Genomic DNA, 18,536 nt, shown 5'->3' with positions numbered 1-18,536 from the left:
CGAAATAAATGTTTATACGTCTATTAAAAATATTAATTTTCTAAATTAATATAAAACGTGTAATATCCAATAAATCCCTATATAATCAATAGAGAAAATCTTACAAATGGAGGTATGAAAATGGCAGTTTTGAGTAATATTGGTGCAACTTTATTTTTTATTGCTTTTATCCTTTTAATTCTTTGCATCATCTCGTTCTTTAAGAAAAATGGTAAAGCAATACGATATGGTCGTTCTACCGTTATTCTTTTTATGATTTCAATCGTCTTAATAATAACTGGCGCAGAGACTTCTAATCACCCAATCGTTGAATTCTTTTCTATTTTAATCTTTGTTTTATTTATTTTCTTCCTCGTACTAGCAATATTATCTGTAATTAAAAAGACAGGTGTTGCAAAAAAACAATTTATCATTACAGCTATTTTATTTGTCATTTTTGTTGTGCTATTAGGTATTTCAGGTCCTTCTTCTGAAAAAACGACAGCAACTAATAAACAAGTCGCTTCTAATAGTGAAGAGAAAAAAGATGACGAAAAGAAAAAGGAAGTAGAAAAGAAAGAAGCGGACGAAAAAACTCGTAAACAACAAGAAGATGAAAAACGCCAAGCCGAAGAGCAAGCTCTTAAGCAAGAAGATGAAAAGCGTCTAGCTGATGAACAAGCTCGTAAACAACAAGAAGAGCAAAAACGTCTAGCTGATGAACAAGCTCGTAAACAACAAGAAGAGCAAAAACGTATAGCTGATGAACAGGCTCGTAAACAACAAGAAGAGCAAAAACGCCAGGCTGATGAACAAGCTCGTAAACAACAAGAAGAGCAAAAACGCCAGGCTGATGAACAAGCTCGTAAACAACAAGAAGAGCAAAAACGCCAGGCTGATGAACAAGCTCGCAAACAACAAGAAGAGCAAAAACGCCAGGCTGATGAACAAGCTCGCAAACAACAAGAGGATCAGCAAAAAGTACAGCAAGCTCAAACACAACCAGCTGCAGGTAACAATAGTAATGTAACTTACAAAAATTGTACTGAAGTTAAAAACGCTGGAAAAGCTCCATTATATAGAGATCAACCAGGTTATAGCTCTAAACTTGATCGTGATGGCGATGGAGTTGCATGTGAAAAATAGTAGTAAAAAAGAAGCTTCTAGTAAGCTTCTTTTTTTATTATCAGAAACTATTGCGACGAATTACCCTCCCTCTCCCTTTTATAAAACTCATTTTATTATTCTCAAAAATGACACATAATAAGTGATTTAAATCACCACATTGATTTTAATTTAACGCTATTCTTAATTTAGATATTACATTTAAACTTTATGGAGGCATTCATATGAAACATACATTTACTGAAACTTCAATTATCGGTGAGATTGTTACACAATTTCCGAAAGCTAGTGACCTTTTTAAATCATATAGAATAGACTTTTGTTGTGGTGGTAATAGACCACTTATTGACGCAATTAATGAAAGAAATTTATCGGCAACAGAGGTAATTACAGAGTTAAATACACTTTATAATAATACGAAACTATTAAATGAATCTGAAATTGATTGGAAAAATGCTTCATATCGTGAATTGATTGATTATGTGATTAATAAGCATCATCGCTATTTAAATGAAGAGTTGCCACAGCTAAGTCCATATGTGACGAAAGTATTACGCGTTCATGGAGCAAATCAGCCTCATTTAGCTCAAATTCATAAACTATTTCATGAACTTAAAATGGAATTAGAACAACATTTAATTAAAGAAGAAACGGAAGATTTCCCGTTAATTTTAGAATTCGAACAAAATCCAACTGATGAAAACTATGCAAAGTTACGTAAAGTAGTAGATGAGCTCGAAAATGAACATAACCACGCTGGCAATATTATTAAAGAACTTCGTAAGGTTACAAATGACTTTACTCCACCAGAAGGAGCTTGCGGCACTTATCGCCTTGTTTACCAGCGCCTTGAAGCCATTGAATCTGATTTATTTGAGCATATTCATTTAGAAAATAATATTTTATTTCCGCGTGCAATTTCAAAAGCATAAATAAAGTGCAGGACATGAGTATAAATGCTCATGTCCTGCTTTTTCATTGTGTAAAAAATATTTACACTTCCCCTCTACCCATATAACCATATTCCCTTTCGCTTCTCCCTTCACATAAATCCGAATTTTAACAATTTGTGAATCATTATAAAAATGTGATAAATATCACATCTCCCTCTTTTTTAATTTTCTATAATGGAAATATAATTCTTTGTTCAACTTTTCACATAGAAAGGGAAATGAATATGAAAAAACATTTAGTTATGATCGGGAATGGTATGGCTGGCATACGCTGTATGGAGGAAATATTAAAACATGATAGTGATTCATATGAGATTACTATTTTTGGAGATGAACCACATCCAAACTACAATCGCATTATGCTCTCTCATGTTCTACAAGGCAAAACAAATATGCAAGATATCATTATGAACGAATATAGTTGGTACGAAGAAAACGAAATAACTTTATATACAAACGAGAGAGTTCAAAGTATTAACCGCGAGGAAAAGGTCATTGTCACAGAAAAAAATCGTACTCTTACATACGACAAACTCATTATCGCAACAGGTTCTAGTGCTTTTATTTTACCAGTTGAAGGTTCCACCCTTCCTGGTGTAACAGGATTTCGAACAATTGAAGATACACAATTTATGATGGATACCGCTAAAGAAAAGAAAAAGGCCGTTGTCATTGGTGGTGGATTACTCGGATTAGAAGCCGCAAGAGGTCTTATTGACTTAGGGATGGATGTACATGTTGTTCATTTAATGCCTAGCTTAATGGAGCAACAACTAGATACGAAAGCATCTTCCCTATTGCGTGAAGATTTAGAAGCGCAAGGCATGAAGTTTCTAATGGAAAAGAAAACTGTAAAGATTCTTGGTACAGACCATGTTGAGGGCATTCAATTTGAAGATGGTGAAGTTGTAGATTGTAATTTAATCGTAATGGCTGTCGGAATACGCCCAAATACTCAAATAGCAAAAGATGCTAGTTTACTTGTAAATCGCGGCATTGTAGTCAATGACTATATGCTAACGAATGATGAATCCATTTATGCAGTTGGAGAATGTGCAGAACATGACGGTATCGCATATGGACTTGTTGCCCCTCTTTATGAACAAGGCGCAATATTAGCAAAACATATAACGAATTTACAAACTAATGGATATACGGGCAGCATCGTCGGTACACAGTTAAAAGTTGCAGGTTGTGATTTATTCTCTGCTGGTCAAATTTATGAAGATGATCAAACGAAAGCAATTTCAATCTTTGATGAATGTAAACGTTCCTATAAAAAAGTATTAATTCGTGACAATAAAGTCGTCGGTATCGTTTTATATGGTGATGCAACTGATGGTACACGCCTCTTTAGCATGTTAAAGAAAGAAGAAGATATACAAGAATATACAGCCGCTTCCCTTCTTCACAAAGCTGGTGAAGAAAGTGAACTTGACGTTGCTACAATGAGTGCGGATGACACAATTTGTGGATGTAATGGCGTTACGAAAGGTACAATCGTTCATGCCATTTTAGAACAAGAGTTAACTACTTTTGAAGAAGTTAAAGGATGCACGAAAGCCGCAGGGTCTTGTGGTAAATGTCGTCCGCTTGTGGAACAAGTTCTAGCTCATACACTCGGAGATGCTTTTGATGCTTCTGCGCAGTCTGCTGGTATGTGCGGATGTACAACTTTATCACGTGACGAAGTCGTAGCCACCATTCACCAGAAAGGTTTAAAATCGCCAAAAGAAGTACGAAATGTACTCGGTTTTGCACATGAAGACGGCTGTTCGAAATGTCGTCCTGCTTTAAATTACTATTTACGTATGGCGATTCCGGAAGAATATGTAGATGATAAATCATCCCGTTACGTTAATGAAAGAATGAATGGTAACATCCAGCACGATGGTACATTCTCTGTTATTCCACGTATGTACGGAGGCGTTACAACCGCAGATGATTTAATGAAAATTGCTGAAGTCGCAAAAAAATATGACGTTCCTCTTGTGAAAATTACAGGTGCGAGCCGAATCGGCTTATATGGTGTTAAGAAACAAGATTTACCTAACGTATGGGCTGACTTAAATATGACTTCTGGATATGCGTACTCAAAATCGCTTCGTAATGTAAAATCATGTGTTGGTTCTCGCTTCTGTCGTTTCGGTACGAAAGATTCATTAGGACTTGGTATGCTCCTTGAACAGTCATTAGAAATGGTAGATACACCTCATAAAATGAAAATGGGTGTAACAGGTTGTCCACGTAACTGTGCGGAAGTACTTACGAAAGATTTCGGCGTTGTGTGTGTTGAAAATGGATTCCAACTGTATATCGGTGGAAATGGTGGTACGGAAGTACGCGAGGCTGATTTTGTAATGATCGTCCCTACTGAAGACGATGTCCTTCGCATCGCTACAGCTTACATGCAATATTATCGTGAAACTGGTATTTACGGGGAGCGTACTGCCTATTGGACAGAACGATTAGGCTTCGATCATATAAAAGAAATACTACAAGATACAAGTATGGTCACGATGTTAAATGATCGTTTCCAAACAGCTCGTAGCACATATACGGAAGCTTGGGGACAAGCACTAGAAACGAAGTCTTTAAAAGCGATGTATGAAGTAGAAACTGTGAAATAAGGAGCTGTGATCTATATGATACAAACGAAAGAAAAAATAAAAGTTATGCGTGCGGAAGACCTTCCTATTCAAATCGGTAAAGAGGTACAAATGAAAGACATGTCTATCGCCCTATTCCGCCTTTCAAATGGTGATATTCGAGCTGTAGAAAATCGGTGCCCTCATAAAAATGGACCGTTAGCGGAAGGAATTGTATCTGGGGAATTCGTCTTTTGTCCACTGCATGATTGGAAAATCTCATTACTAACAGGTGAAGTTCAAAAACCTGATGACGGCTGTATCCAAACGTACGAAGTAGAAGTTATTGATGGTGACATTTATATAAAGTGAAACTTTAATCAGCGGGGATTGGTTCATCCCCCGCTGATTATTAGCCCTCACCAATCGGGCTTTTACGGGCAGTTGATCCCTACCTAACTACTTTGCTTTCGCTGAATTTTGAGGTAGGGGTCTTACTGCCCTGCAAATAGCGGGATAAACATGTAATTTACGAAAGGAAGCCTCCTCTGGCTTCCTTTTAAATAAAAAATGATGAGGTGCGATTATGAACGGATATGTATATTTAGTTGGTGCAGGACCAGGTGATGAAGGGCTTATTACAAAGAAAGCGATAGATTGCTTAAAGCGTGCAGATATTGTCTTATATGACCGCTTATTGAACCCTAACTTTCTTAGCTATACAAAGCCAACTTGTGAACTTATTTATTGCGGTAAAATGCCAAAGAATCATACTATGCGTCAAGAAATGATTAACGCCCACCTCCTTCAATTTGCACAAGAAGGAAAAATCGTTGTCCGCTTAAAGGGCGGAGATCCATCTATTTTTGGCCGTGTTGGTGAAGAAGCAGAAACTTTAGCAGCAGCGGACATTCCATATGAAATTGTACCAGGTATTACATCTAGCATCGCCGCTAGTAGCTATGCAGGTATCCCCCTCACCCACCGTGACTATAGTAATAGCGTTACTTTACTAACTGGGCATGCAAAAGGTCCTTTAACCGATCATGGAAAATATAATTCATCCCACAATAGCGATACAATTGCCTACTACATGGGTATAAAAAACTTACCTACAATTTGTGAAAATTTACTACAAGCAGGAAAACAAGAAAATACACCCGTAGCAGTCATTGAGTGGGGTACAACTGGAAAGCAACGCGTTGTCACAGGAACACTTTCAACCATTGTTCCTATCGTCAAAAACGCAAATATTTCTAATCCATCAATGACAATTGTTGGTGATGTCGTTTCCTTACGTAATCAAATCGCTTGGAAAGAACGTAAACCATTGCATGGTAAAAAAGTTTTATTTGCATCCGCAACAAATAAAACCAGTTTCATAAAGCAAAAGTTACAAGAATGCGGTGCAGAAACATATCAAATTCCAACTTTCAAAAGGGAAGAATACACGTTAACATCTGAACAAATCAATGAAATTTTTAACGTTGATCGCCTTGTATTTTGTTCAGATGAAAGTGTAGAAATCTTGATGCGATCATGTAGTAAACACCAGAAAGATATTCGTTCCTTACAGGCGAAACTGCAGTATATGAACGTTGCCACTCAAGAAAAACTTATGCAATATGGGCTACTAAGTAAACAAGCAGAGTTCTCTTCCGATACAACTGTTTATTTAGGCAGAAATATTAATCGAATTGGTTTTATTCAAGAAAAAATTGGTGCTGGGTCTTATATGATGACTCATGAGTATACAATTGATCATCGCTTCGATGAAATTCATTCTCGTATGCTTTCTGAATTCTCATGGGATAGCATTGTATTTGAAGGACGTGCTTCAATTGATACATTTTTATCAGAAATAAAACGACTTGGCTTTATCGATATTCTTACTCTTCCCTTCTCGTATACCGACATTCCAACGTTACACTATGCGAATAAAGTGGGTTTTCATAATGTAGATGAGCAATTACAAGACATTATTATGAAGAAAGATTTGGTGGTACGATGAAAGGAATTGTATATGTTGGACACGGTAGTCGCCTGCGAGAAGGTAATGAACAATTCATTCACTTTATTCAATCTGTTATGAAAGAACGTAACGAAAGGAGTCAAAAAATAGCTTTTCTAGAACTAACGACACCTACCATTTCGGATGCAGTTACAGAAGCAATACTAGAGGGTGCAACTGAAATAATGATTGTACCTGTTTTATTATTTGCAGCAGCTCACTATAAACGTGATATTCCTTTTGAAATAGAGCAACTACAAAAGAAATATCCTCAAATAACATTTTCAGTTGTACCACCTTTTAGTACGCATCCACATATGGTTGAACTTGTAGTGAAAAGAATACGTGAAACTATGCCAAAGCAAGATAGTAACGTTTTACTCGTAGGACGAGGCAGTAGTGATCCACAGCCGATACATGAGTTACAACAAATCGGAGCAGCGGTCGAACGAAAACTCGGTATGCCAGTATCGTGCTCCTTTTTAACGAAAGGAGCGCCCTCTTTTACTGCTGAGCTCAAGACGATAACATCGACTGCGTCCCATGTATATGTCATGCCGTACCTTCTCTTTACCGGTTTGTTACTTCAAAAAATTAAGTTGCATACAAAAAAATATGATCACATCACGACTTGCAACTGTCTTCAGTTTGATACATATATGAAGTTAACATTATTAGAACGAATGGAGGAATGTGTGTATGTATAACATGTGCCCTCTTATGTTTAATTTAGATAAAAAAGTAGTTGTTATAGTTGGTGGTGGTAAAATCGCATATCGGAAAGCGTCTGGATTAAAAGATACAGGCGCTTTTGTCACCGTTATCAGCCCAGAGATTTGCGAGGAAATGAAGGAACTTCCTTATATTACTTGGAAGCAAAAAACTTTTAGTAATGATGATATTAAAGATGCTCACCTTATTTATGCAGCTACAAATCAACATGATGTCAATATGATGGTCAAACAAGCCGCACATGATTTCCAATGGGTTAACATTGTAAGTGATGGCACAGCATCATCCTTTCACACACCTGGTGTCATCCGAAATGATGAATATATTGTAACGATTTCAACTTCCGGTAAGGATCCATCGTTTACAAAGCGTTTGAAGCAGGAACTAACATCTATATTTCCTAAACTTATAAAAAAGCTTTCTCGTACTCACAAATAATAATCTATTTCTTAGCTAAAATAGTAATTACCTTTGGACAAACGTTTTTTAGAAGCGTTTGTTCTTTTTGTTTTGGTTCCTTTTTTGAATTAAGCCGCTTGATTATCAGACATGGTACAATTGTAAACGACACCCAATATATCAAAGACTGTTTTCTTCTCATATCGATGGGATTTCCGTCCATCATTTACCGCCTCAACTCTATCCGTTTTTGCACGTATATTCAAAACAAAATATATGACAAATAAATAACGACAGTTACTGTAATAATGCTGAAAAGTGTTGAAAATAAAACGATTTGTGCATGTAGTTCAGGCTCTATTTGATACTCCATAGCAATAGTTGCTGTATTTCTTGAAGTAGGAAAAGAACTTGCAATAAATAATGATTGTGCAACAATACCATCAATGTTTAGTAGGTATATCATGGCAAGTGCTAATAATGGTCCCATCAATAATCTTCCAATTAAAGCCCATGTTATGACTCGATGGAAAAAATTAAGCTTAATGTTGGATAATTGCGCTCCTAGCAATATGAGTGCTATTGCAACAAAACTATTCGCAAGCTGATTAAGAGGTAGAAAGATAGAATTAGGTATTTGAATTGTAAAAGATTGAAAGAGAACCCCTAATATGAGTGCATGAAATACAGGCAATCTTAGAAATGATTGAATAATACTTCCGATTGTTTTTGTTGCTGATAGTAAGTTATATATCCCGTATGAATAAGTTAAAAGATTCTGGAAAATCACAATGAAAATCTGAATGGAAACCCCCACTGGATTGTGACTGAAAATCAATTGACTTACTGGTAATCCATAATTACCGGAATTCATTAACGAAATGCTATTTTTTAGAGCTGCACTTTCTCCTTTTTCTAACTTTAATGTTTTTGAAATGAAATGACTTACTATCATCACACTCAGACTGTAAAGTATTAAATAGTATATTATCTGGAGCAACAAACCTGTTTCTATACTAATATCATATATATTCACAAATACAGCCGCTGGCATCAAGCAATAAGTAATAAGTGTAGATAGCTGCTTTAAGTTAAATTGGAACTTTCTTTGTAAGATTGCACCAATTAGAATCAATATTAATATTGGTAATATCACGTCTAATATAATAAAAACAAACATTTAATACCCCATTCTAAATACATTATAGTTGGATTAAACTCTTTACTAAATATGGATACAGTTAATTCAAATGTAGCCCCTGACGCTACCCAAAATACCATTTGAAAGCATTCGTATACAGGATTTTATCGGTAGCTTGTTCATCAAATAGCTGTTGAATCAATTTGATATCTCCATACTCAAAAGGTCTTTTTGCTCTTGTAGATGGTAAATCTGTTCCAAACATAAGTGCATCTGGGTTAACTTCATAAATCGACTTTAAGGCATTCTCAACATCTAATTCGACACGACCAAAACCAGTAGCTTTCACATGTACCCCTTTATCAACTAGTTTTAATAAATGTGGTAAACCTTCTTCTGATAACCCTAAATGGTCAATTGATATAGCTGGTAATTTTTCTATAGTGGATGCAATTTCGGGCAACTCTTTTGCATCCATATAAAGCTCACTATGCCATCCTACTAAATCATGAACTCTTCTAGCAAAGTAATCCAGCTTCGATAAATCTTCTGAACCACCTCTTTTAATATTAAAGCGTAATGCTTTTACCCCATTTTCATTTAAATTTAGTATTTCTTCATCCGTCACTGTAAAAGGTAATTGTGTTACGCCACAAAATGTTGAACCCAACTGTTTTAGTGCCTTTAATAAATATTCTTGATCAAACCCTTGGAAAGAACCAGATACGATCGCTCCACCAATTACATTCAAATTAGGAGTTTCATTCTGATAATCTTCTACAACAAAGTTGGGTGGAAAATACCCTTGGTTCTCAATAATCGGAAAATTAAAATCAATAATATGAAAATGTGCATCAAAAATTCTCATTTCATTTCCCTCCCCTCTCTTTTCTTTAACATATCAAATATGACTCATAAAGAAAATTATGGATTATTTATACAAATTCATAATTTTATCTTATCGACCTAAACTTTATTCTTTATTTTAAGTGTACTTTTTCACAATATCCATTAGCCTTACGAAAAAATCTGGCTCTAAAAAATATGAAGTTTTTTCTTGTTATAAATACCGTCATATATTTTTAAAATTTCCATATATTTCTATATATTTATATATAGTTTTTTGGAAAATGGCGACTATTTATCGATTCGTTAGCGATCAATAGTCATCGTTTAATTCAAAAGTTATTATTTTCGTTCTTGATATATTCCGAATGTTTTATGAGGATTTTTCGTTTGTTCATTTCAGTCTTATAACAATCGTACTGTTGCTTTTACTTTGGAAACTTTCAATAGACAAAAAACAGAGTTCTCGATTGTGGAATTAGATTTAAGTTCATACATTTATCTCTTAATATCTTTATCTGTAGGCAAAACAATTGCAGCTATTATATAAAGTAACACCGTAAATCCACTAGTAAAAACGGCTGATAATGCAGTGACTATGCGAAGGATACTTACATCAATTCCATACTTATCGCTTAAGCCACCTAATACACCTGATACTTGTTTATCTTGAGTGGACTTATATAATTTTTTCATCTAAACACCCCGATCCAATTAAGTATTTGTATGCTAAAAATTAGTTCTATCTTCGGAAGAGATTTAAACTTTCTTTAACTAACCCTTTAATTGAATAACATCTGATATCTATATTTTAACATAAAATTCCATAAAACTTCTGTTTTTCATTTTTAAACCACATTATTTTAGAATACAAGTGTTTGTTAAGTTAGCAATAAAAAACATATCGAAGCCTATTACTAAAAGAACCCTCCTAGATTACTTTAGGAGGGTTCTTTTTCTTTATTAATGATTCTTTAACATCACTAACAGCTTCTCTTGGCTATACATCCATACTGTAATGATTAAACAAGCAAGAGCGACTTCTGATAACGCCATAAATCCAATTGCATAATGACCTGTTAGTTGGAATAGTAACGTTAAAATTAATGGTGGGAAGAACCCTCCTAATCCACCTAAAGCTGACACAACCCCATTTACAATCCCTGCTTGCTCAGAGAAGTACATTGGAACAAGCTTAAAGATTGTACCATTTCCAATACCTGCACAGAATGCGACTAGTAAGCAACCAAACGTATACACGTTCATACTAGGCATGAATGATAAAACAATACCAGATAGTGTTAAGCCGATAAATACGAAGATTAATATTTTAAATGGATTAAACTTATCCCCGAGCCAGCCACCAATTGGGCGCATCATTGTTGCTAATACGATGAATCCAGCTGTCCGCATGCCTGCATCTACTTTCTCTAATCCGAAGTGAGATACTAAAAAGTTTGGTAAATATACTGTAAATGCAACAAATGATCCAAATGTTAAAAAGTAAAAGATACATAGAAACCAAAGTTTTTCATTTTTATATACACCTTTTATTTGTTCCATTAATGGTGTATTCACCTTTTTTTCCTTACGATCGCCTAATAAAAAGTTCATAAGTGCAAATGCTGCAAGTAAAACTAAATAACACTGTACTGTTGTTCTCCAGCCAACTGATGTCGCAATTACAGGTGCTAAAAATGAAGTAATTGCTGTTCCAGCGTTACCCACACCGTAAATACCATTTACAAAACCGTGACTCTCTTTCGGGAAGTATTTCGGTAGAGAAGTTACTCCTACAGAGAATACAGCACCACCAATCCCTACAAATAATCCACCAATAATTAAATCCATCATAGAATTGGCAACACTAATGTAAAAGACAGGGAATAATAAAAGTATAAAACTAATAAAGAACAATTTTCTTGCTCCGTAACGATTTGTCCAATAACCAATTGGAATGCGAAGAATAGAACCTAAAATAACCGGTACTGCTGTGACCATAGAAATTTGTCCCGCAGTTAATGGAATATCCGCTTTAATATATGGCATTAATGATGATAAGATAACCCATACCATAAAACCGATAACTAGATTAGAAGTTTGTAAACTTAATTGAAAATTAGGACTTTTCATCCTGTTCCCTCCTATGTATGCATAGTTATATTCATTCTCTCCAGCCTAATCACGTCCTAACATGATTAGGCTGAAAAGAATCAACCACCACTTACTGGCGGAATCATTGCTACTACATCGCCAGTTTGAATAATGTCATCCTCATTTGCATACTCTTCATTTACGGCGACCATTATCTCGTTTGAAATCGCTACGCTGTATTTCTTAATGAGAACTTCCTTTAGTTCAGCAACCGTAATATTTTCACAATCTATGTACAAGGCCGGCTTACTTGCTTCTTCTTGCAAATGTGCAAATAATAGTACTTCAATCATGTTCTCATCTCCCTTTCAGGCTCACCATTTGCATATGCTATTTTCTCTAACTGATCACCTATCCATGACTCACCATCTTCCCAAAACTCTTTCTTCCAAATCGGAACAATTTGTTTTATACGCTCCATAATATATTCGTTCGCCTCATAGGCTGCTTTCCGGTGTGGTGTTGAAACGGCGACAACAACAGCAAAATCAGAAATTTCCAATGTACCAATGCGATGTGTAATTGCTACATATGTCCCAGGCCACTTCTCTTCTACTTCATTACCAATTTTCTCAAGCTGTTTTTCCGCCATTGTTTTATATGCTACATACTCTAAATATAGCGTACGACGTCCTTTCGTAAATTCTCTGACGGTACCAATGAAAGTAGTAACCGCGCCACACTCACACCGAATTACTTTGTTTGTAACTTCTTCAATTGAAATAGGTGTATCAATTACTTCATAATACGTATGTGTCATTTTGCACCTCTTACCTTTGTATAAGTTAGCAATCTATTTTTCTATTACTTATATGATCGAAGTGGTTCTTTCCACGGCCACTCACTTCCTATGTTCGATTCCAATAATACCGAAACAATTATTCCTGCTTCAAATCCTTTCGTTCCTCCCGGCAGGACGATAAATGCATTCGCCTCTGCAAGTGAAGAAATTGCACTAGATTTATCTAAACCAACTGGTGTAGCTTGCAATTGGCCATCTACAATTTTTACTCTCCCTCTTACAAAACGAGTAAATGGGTTTGCTTTCGGGAAATCTTTCTGTAAAATCGCTTCTGCACGATATACATGCGGATCTTTTCTTTGCAAATATGTTCGAATAACTGGTCTAACATATAATTCACATCCAACATAACAAGCAGAGGGATTACCAGATAGACCAAATAATAGTTTTCCTTCTAGCTCAGCTACAGTTGTCACGCTTCCTGGTCGCATCGCTATTTTATTGAAAAGTACATTAGCTTGTAATCTCTCATAAATAGCAGGTAAATAATCGTAGTCTCCTACTGAAACGCCACCAGTTGTAATTAAAATATCGACTTCTTTTATTGCTCTTTTTACGGTCTCATAACACGTCTCTAAATCGTCAGCAAATTGTCCATAATAGCGTACAATTCCACCTGCTCGCTCAATTTGAGCAGCAATCATATAGGTATTACTATTTCGAATCCTCCCCGATTTAAGCTGTTCATGTACTTCTAAAAGTTCACTTCCTGTCGCTACAATTCCAATAACCGGCTGTTTTACAACATGTACGGAACTATAACCAAACGTAGCAAGAAGCGCCGCTACTCCAGGGTTAATAGAAGTCCCTTTTTTCACAAGTATGGCATTTTGTTTTACATCTTCTCCTTTAAAAGAAATGTTATCACCAGCAGCAAAAGAGCGTTTTAATTTCATATAAGTCTTTTCTTTTTCTTCAAATCCTTCCGTTAGCTCTAGCATAACAACCGCATTACATCCTGCTGGAATTGCAGCTCCTGTCATAATACGTACAGCTTGAAATGCTTTCACCTCTTCTCTAAAAACAGAACCTGCCCCGATCTCACCAATCACTTCAAACTGAATCGGGTTACTGCTATTTGCTTCTTTTGTATCTTCCGCTCGAATCGCAAATCCGTCGTACGGAGAGCGATCGAAATGCGGGACATCATGATCTGCAATAACATCTTCTCCAAGCATTCTACCGTAGCTGTCTATAAGAGAAACCTTTTCTATTTCACCTTGATGAGCATACTCCATTATGCGTGCAACTGCTTCTGCTACTGGAATTGGTTTACGTTTTTCTAGCATTCTTTTTTCACCTCGTTTTAATAAGGGGCAACGCTCTTTCTGTTCATCCTATATATTTTGCGTATAATCGTTTTGCTATTTTCACATCATTTGTTCCATGAATAAATGCCCTACCGTCTGTAAATAAAACGAAACGATATTCATCAATTAGAAATGATAGTAAGTAAGGCGTTTTTTGGACATGTACACTTTTTTGTAATCGTTTTTGAATTTCGTTTAAATTAAGATCTCTCTTTATTCCTGGACGGATTTGAACTGTATTCCGCCCGCATAGCACTTCAGTTTTCATCTGTGATCCAAATGTTAAATTTGGGTAAGTGCGTACATTCCCACAAGATGGACATGTACTTTTCTTCTGCCTATTTACTTTTAATGAGAGATATTGATTGTTCCAAATATCAAATGATAACATCGTTCCCCTTAGCGCCTGAAAATCATTCACCAATATTTTCATCGCTTCTGTCACTTGGTGAGCAACGACCATTTGTACAGCCGGCTGAATGATTCCTGCTGTATCACATGTTGCACCGCCCATAGTATGATCCATTAGGCAGCGAAAGCATGGTGTTTCCCCCGGAAGAATTGTATACGTTACACCGTAACTTCCAATGCATCCACCGTATATCCAAGGTATATTTTCTTTTTGCGAAATGTCATTTATAAGTAGGCGCGTATCGAAATTGTCAGTCGCATCTAAAATGAGATCCACTTCTTTTACTAACTCTTCCATTTCTTGCATTGTGACATCCGTTACAATTGGTACAATTTCTACTTCAGAATTAATCTTTCTTAAATGTTCTGCCGCTGCAATTGCTTTTGGTTTACACTGCTGTGCATCTTTTTCTGTATATAACTGTTGCCGCTGTAAATTACTCCATTCGACGTAGTCACGGTCAGCAATTGTCAATTTCCCAATCCCCATCCTAACGAGCGCTTCCGCATTTGCAGCTCCTAGTGCACCCGCACCGATTAGGAGCACATGTTTTTTTCTTATTTTTCTTTGTCCCATTTCACCAATTCCAGAAAACAATACTTGCCTTGAATATCGCTCTTGCATAGGGAATCCTCCTTTCGCTATCCACCAATATAAGACATTTCAACTTTTGGACGTTTATTTGTACTTTCAGCCGTTCTTTCATCCGAATACCGATCTGTTCTGCACTCCCATGTATGTTGGAGAATTTTTAATAATGAAGCATCAGAAATATTTTCTCGAAGAAGCGTTCGCAAATCAGTTCCTTTCGTTCCAAATAAGCACGTAAAAAACTTACCGTCTGCTGAAATACGAGCTCTCGTACAAGAGGAACAAAAAGATTCAGAAACAGAAGTAATAAATCCAACTTCTGCATCGCTCCCTACATATCGATACAATTTCGCAACTTCTCCAAAGTAACGAGGTTTAACAGGCCCAATCGGATATACACGATTAATTTTCTCTATTAATTGTTCCTTCGTAATAACTTGTTCAAAGTTCCATCCGTTCGTACTGCCCACATCCATAAATTCGATAAAACGAAGCTGAATTTCTTGTTCTTTAAAATAACGAGCCATTAGAAGAATTTGACTATCATTCATCCCTTTTTTTACGACCATATTTACTTTTACTTCTAATCCAGCTGCTTTTGCTGCTTCAATTCCTTTCAATACAGGTTTTGTACTTACATTTCGTCCATTAATTTTTCGGAAGACATGATCTTCTATCGCATCTAAACTAATGTTTACACGTTTTAATCCCGCTTCTTTTAATGACCTTGCCTGTTTTGCTAAATGAATACCGTTTGTTGTGAGTCCAATATCCTTTAAGCCTTCTAGCTTTGTAAGCCTTGCAATTAACTTCGGTAAATCTTTACGCAATAAAGGTTCACCGCCAGTAAGTCTAATTTTATTAACACCCATACTTATAAATAATCTCGCTAACCTTTCTATTTCATCGAACGTTAATAAAAACTCTTCCTGTAAAAAAGCATAATCAGGTCCGAACACTTCAGCTGGCATACAGTACGTGCACCTAAAATTACAACGGTCAATAACTGAAATACGTAAATCTTGAAGTGGCCGCTCTAAAGAATCTTTCATCTTCTCGTGCATCTATATCCCTTCTTTTCTACTGCAATCATTAGTAAGCTTTCAATTTTTTTATTTGCCTTCATTATAAAAAAGAAGCTACATATTCAATGTGACTTTTCTCACATTACTTTCCCCATTCAAAAATTCTTCACAAATCCGTTCGAATTTTGTTCACATCTCTAGTCCCATTCTCTTTACATACTAAAATTTCTTAAACTAAAAAACTTATATTCGTATAATATAAACCCTTACTATAAGTAGCTTTTTAGACATTTAAGGTCGTTTTTCCTTACGGTCATTGAAATTTTACTTTATTTTCAAAAATATCTCTTGCAATTTCATCATGATTACATCCAAAATAAGAAATATACTGCTTATAAGAAGAAAGGTGATTGCTGTGGCAAACAGTACGGCATTATCCAAAGATTTAAAGGAGTTACTTTCATCTGTTGAATATAAAATGCAAATCAATAAGGGGAGTTTTATTTTTCAAGAAGGTATGGAAGCAACAGAAATTTATATCATTCACTCTGGAAAAGTGCAAATCAGTAAACTTAGTGCTGACGGACAAGAATTAACACTTCGCATTTGTTCACAAAATGATATTATTGGGGAATTAACATTGTTCACGGAAGATGCAAGGTATTTATTAAATTCAAAATGCCTTGAAGATGTTGAAGTAGGCGTTATAAAGCGTGAAGCCTTAGAAAAAGCATTACTCCAAAAACCCGCTCTTGTATTTGAATTTATGAAATGGATTAGTGAACATTTAAGAAGAATGCAAACGAAGTTCCGAGATCTAGTATTACACGGCAAAAAAGGTGCCCTATATTCTACTCTCATTCGAATGACAAATAGTTATGGTGTGTTAAAAGAAAATGGGATTCTCATCGATTTACCATTAACGAATCAAGAACTTGCAAACTTCTGTGCAACTTCGCGTGAAAGCGTAAATCGAATGTTAAATGATTTGAAAAAAAAAGGTACGATTTCTATTCATAAAGGAAAGATTACAATCCATGATTTACAATTTTTAAAATGTGAAATTGCTTGTGAAGATTGCTCTGCCTCTGTTTGTAGCATAGAGTAGCATCTTATTTAGATGCTACTCTTTTTCTCTTGCATACAGTTATTTCCTAAAAAAGACGAGGCCTTCCATTAGACCTCGTTTCATGTTAGTTGCTAACTTCTATTCGTTTACTGTGGCATTATTTTTTCAATTCATTAGGAATACGTCTTCTGTAAATCACATAACTACGGCTTAAGTATTTAATTGGGGCACTAAATACATGGACAAGTCTAGTAAATGGCCATACTGCGAATAGACCCATACCTGCAATTATATGAATTTTAAACCATACTGGTACTTCCATCATATATTCAACTTTCGGTTGGAAAATAAAGAGACTTCGGAACCACGGACCGATTGTTGTACGATAATCAAACCCTTTTGAGTCGATATTTAAAAAGGTTGAAGAAAGTCCCGCTAGCATTACGATTAGTAATAAAATAAGCGCAATATAATCTCCCCTTGTACTCGTTGCAATGATGCGTTTTACTGTTACACGGCGGTACGTTAATATAATTAAACCGATGATAGAAGCAACACCTGCCGGAAGCCCGAAACTAATTGCCATTATATGATACATATGCTCAGAAATACCTATTGAACGGTATACAGACTCTGGAATTAAAATCCCCATAACATGACCACCAATGACGAACATGATCCCAAAGTGGAATAATAGACTTCCGATTCGGAGCATTTTCTTTTCTAATAGTTCACTAGATTTTGACGTCCATCCAAATTGATCATAGTTGTATCTGAAAATATGTCCACCGATAAAGATTGCAAAAATGATATAGGGAAACAATACCCATAGAAATTGATCCATCATTTTGACAACTCTCCTTTCTAATTTGCCTGTACACCCCATGTATTGATAGCGAGTAGAACAGCGGCGAGAATTGGTTCATACATACAGTTTGCTTCTTTTAATTGCCCGTGCAACGCTTGTATATTTTCCGTGTATTTACTCATAATTGGTTCGCTATCTTTTTCATTCGCGTTTGCAAGAAACTCAAGTAGAAGCGGTAAATAATCAGGTAGTTCTTTATCTGTTACGTTAAAACCAGATTTTTGATAATGCTGTTTTAACTCTAATAATTCAATTCCACGCTCTCTTTGTTCACCTGTTTTCATGTAGGTAAGATACATATTTGTCTTCTTTCCAAAGTCGAATGTATAGACGTAAGAATCAATAAGTTGATTGTCTGTTTTATTTAGCGCTTCTTTTATAAATGTTGTAAGTGATGCTCTGATTTCTTCCTGTTCAATTTCTTGAATCTCTTCCTGTAATTCTAGTAAAGCTTCCCTCCAACCTAGTTCAGGATAGGAGAGAAGAAAAGAAGAACAAGAAAAAGCTGTTTGTAAACTTTGTTTCATAGTT

Annotated in this window: 19 protein-coding genes; 8 read left to right on the top strand and 11 right to left on the bottom strand. The window is 35.6% G+C overall.

Annotated elements, in window-relative coordinates:
- Positions 1-120 precede the first annotated feature (120 nt).
- The 7 genes from QCI77_RS10735 to QCI77_RS10705 all read left to right on the top strand — a co-directional run bounded on the left by QCI77_RS10735 (position 121) and on the right by QCI77_RS10705 (position 7,826).
- Positions 121-1,125 (top strand): excalibur calcium-binding domain-containing protein, encoded by a 1,005-nt coding sequence (locus QCI77_RS10735; RefSeq protein ID WP_353824897.1) that lies wholly within the window; start codon positions 121-123, stop codon positions 1,123-1,125.
- A 203-nt stretch (positions 1,126-1,328) separates the two neighbouring features.
- Positions 1,329-2,036: an iron-sulfur cluster repair di-iron protein gene (ric, locus tag QCI77_RS10730; protein WP_002031613.1), complete on the top strand. Its 708-nt coding sequence runs from the start codon at positions 1,329-1,331 to the stop codon at positions 2,034-2,036.
- A 245-nt stretch (positions 2,037-2,281) separates the two neighbouring features.
- Positions 2,282-4,687, top strand: a complete 2,406-nt coding sequence (gene nirB / locus QCI77_RS10725) for an NADPH-nitrite reductase large subunit (RefSeq protein WP_353824896.1) — start codon at positions 2,282-2,284, stop codon at positions 4,685-4,687.
- A 15-nt stretch (positions 4,688-4,702) separates the two neighbouring features.
- The gene (nirD, locus tag QCI77_RS10720) at positions 4,703-5,017 is read left to right on the top strand and encodes a nitrite reductase small subunit NirD (RefSeq protein ID WP_002031610.1); all 315 of its coding nucleotides are present in this window, start codon (positions 4,703-4,705) and stop codon (positions 5,015-5,017) included.
- 214 nt (positions 5,018-5,231) lie between these two features.
- On the top strand, positions 5,232-6,656 hold the full coding sequence (locus QCI77_RS10715) for a uroporphyrin-III C-methyltransferase (protein WP_353824894.1): 1,425 nt from the start codon (positions 5,232-5,234) through the stop codon (positions 6,654-6,656).
- Positions 6,653-7,363, top strand: coding sequence for a sirohydrochlorin chelatase (locus QCI77_RS10710; protein ID WP_002193041.1), 711 nt, complete (start codon positions 6,653-6,655; stop codon positions 7,361-7,363). The genes QCI77_RS10715 and QCI77_RS10710 overlap by 4 nt, the downstream gene beginning before the upstream one ends.
- On the top strand, positions 7,356-7,826 hold the full coding sequence (locus tag QCI77_RS10705; protein WP_002193042.1) for a precorrin-2 dehydrogenase: 471 nt from the start codon (positions 7,356-7,358) through the stop codon (positions 7,824-7,826). Before QCI77_RS10710 ends, QCI77_RS10705 begins: the two co-directional genes overlap by 8 nt.
- A gap of 223 nt (positions 7,827-8,049) precedes the next feature.
- Here QCI77_RS10705 and QCI77_RS10700 read toward each other — a convergent pair whose 3' ends face one another.
- From QCI77_RS10700 to moaA, 9 genes are all read right to left on the bottom strand, one after another.
- Positions 8,050-8,967 carry an AEC family transporter gene (locus QCI77_RS10700; protein WP_002031605.1) on the bottom strand — a complete coding sequence of 306 codons (918 nt, stop codon included), beginning with the start codon at positions 8,965-8,967 and terminating at the stop codon, positions 8,050-8,052.
- A gap of 85 nt (positions 8,968-9,052) precedes the next feature.
- A complete protein-coding gene (locus QCI77_RS10695; protein WP_002085952.1) occupies positions 9,053-9,796 on the bottom strand; it encodes an amidohydrolase family protein in 744 nt (247 codons plus the stop codon).
- Between the two features lie 476 nt (positions 9,797-10,272).
- Complete coding sequence (locus QCI77_RS10690) at positions 10,273-10,470, bottom strand: PspC domain-containing protein (RefSeq protein WP_002193043.1); 198 nt, start codon at positions 10,468-10,470, stop codon at positions 10,273-10,275.
- 267 nt (positions 10,471-10,737) lie between these two features.
- Positions 10,738-11,907, bottom strand: a complete 1,170-nt coding sequence (gene narK / locus QCI77_RS10685; protein WP_002031603.1) for a nitrate transporter NarK — start codon at positions 11,905-11,907, stop codon at positions 10,738-10,740.
- Positions 11,908-11,987: 80 nt separating this feature from the next.
- The gene (gene moaD, locus QCI77_RS10680) at positions 11,988-12,221 is read right to left on the bottom strand and encodes a molybdopterin converting factor subunit 1 (protein ID WP_002127098.1); all 234 of its coding nucleotides are present in this window, start codon (positions 12,219-12,221) and stop codon (positions 11,988-11,990) included.
- Positions 12,218-12,688, bottom strand: coding sequence for a molybdenum cofactor biosynthesis protein MoaE (locus tag QCI77_RS10675; RefSeq protein ID WP_002127097.1), 471 nt, complete (start codon positions 12,686-12,688; stop codon positions 12,218-12,220). The genes moaD and QCI77_RS10675 overlap by 4 nt, the downstream gene beginning before the upstream one ends.
- A gap of 44 nt (positions 12,689-12,732) precedes the next feature.
- Entirely contained in the window at positions 12,733-14,019 is a 1,287-nt protein-coding gene (locus tag QCI77_RS10670) for a molybdopterin molybdotransferase MoeA (protein ID WP_353824892.1), read from the bottom strand.
- 43 nt (positions 14,020-14,062) lie between these two features.
- Positions 14,063-15,076, bottom strand: a complete 1,014-nt coding sequence (locus QCI77_RS10665) for a molybdopterin-synthase adenylyltransferase MoeB (protein WP_353824891.1) — start codon at positions 15,074-15,076, stop codon at positions 14,063-14,065.
- Between the two features lie 17 nt (positions 15,077-15,093).
- A complete protein-coding gene (moaA, locus tag QCI77_RS10660; RefSeq protein WP_353824890.1) occupies positions 15,094-16,107 on the bottom strand; it encodes a GTP 3',8-cyclase MoaA in 1,014 nt (337 codons plus the stop codon).
- Positions 16,108-16,483: 376 nt separating this feature from the next.
- Here moaA and QCI77_RS10655 point away from each other — a divergent pair, with 376 nt between their 5' ends.
- Positions 16,484-17,176 carry a Crp/Fnr family transcriptional regulator gene (locus QCI77_RS10655; protein ID WP_002189419.1) on the top strand — a complete coding sequence of 231 codons (693 nt, stop codon included), beginning with the start codon at positions 16,484-16,486 and terminating at the stop codon, positions 17,174-17,176.
- A gap of 118 nt (positions 17,177-17,294) precedes the next feature.
- On the opposite strand, the gene narI is transcribed toward QCI77_RS10655, so the two are convergent.
- The gene (narI, locus tag QCI77_RS10650; protein WP_002031592.1) at positions 17,295-17,984 is read right to left on the bottom strand and encodes a respiratory nitrate reductase subunit gamma; all 690 of its coding nucleotides are present in this window, start codon (positions 17,982-17,984) and stop codon (positions 17,295-17,297) included.
- Between the two features lie 17 nt (positions 17,985-18,001).
- On the bottom strand, positions 18,002-18,532 hold the full coding sequence (gene narJ, locus QCI77_RS10645; protein WP_002031591.1) for a nitrate reductase molybdenum cofactor assembly chaperone: 531 nt from the start codon (positions 18,530-18,532) through the stop codon (positions 18,002-18,004).
- Between the last annotated feature and the right edge of the window lie 4 nt (positions 18,533-18,536).

The sequence above is a fragment of the Bacillus cereus group sp. MG9 genome (genome assembly GCF_040459995.1).
In the GTDB taxonomy this organism is placed as follows: Bacteria; Bacillota; Bacilli; order Bacillales; family Bacillaceae_G; genus Bacillus_A; species Bacillus_A mycoides.
Note: the sequence above shows the minus strand (reverse complement) of the source record. Positions and strands in the feature narration are given on the sequence as shown.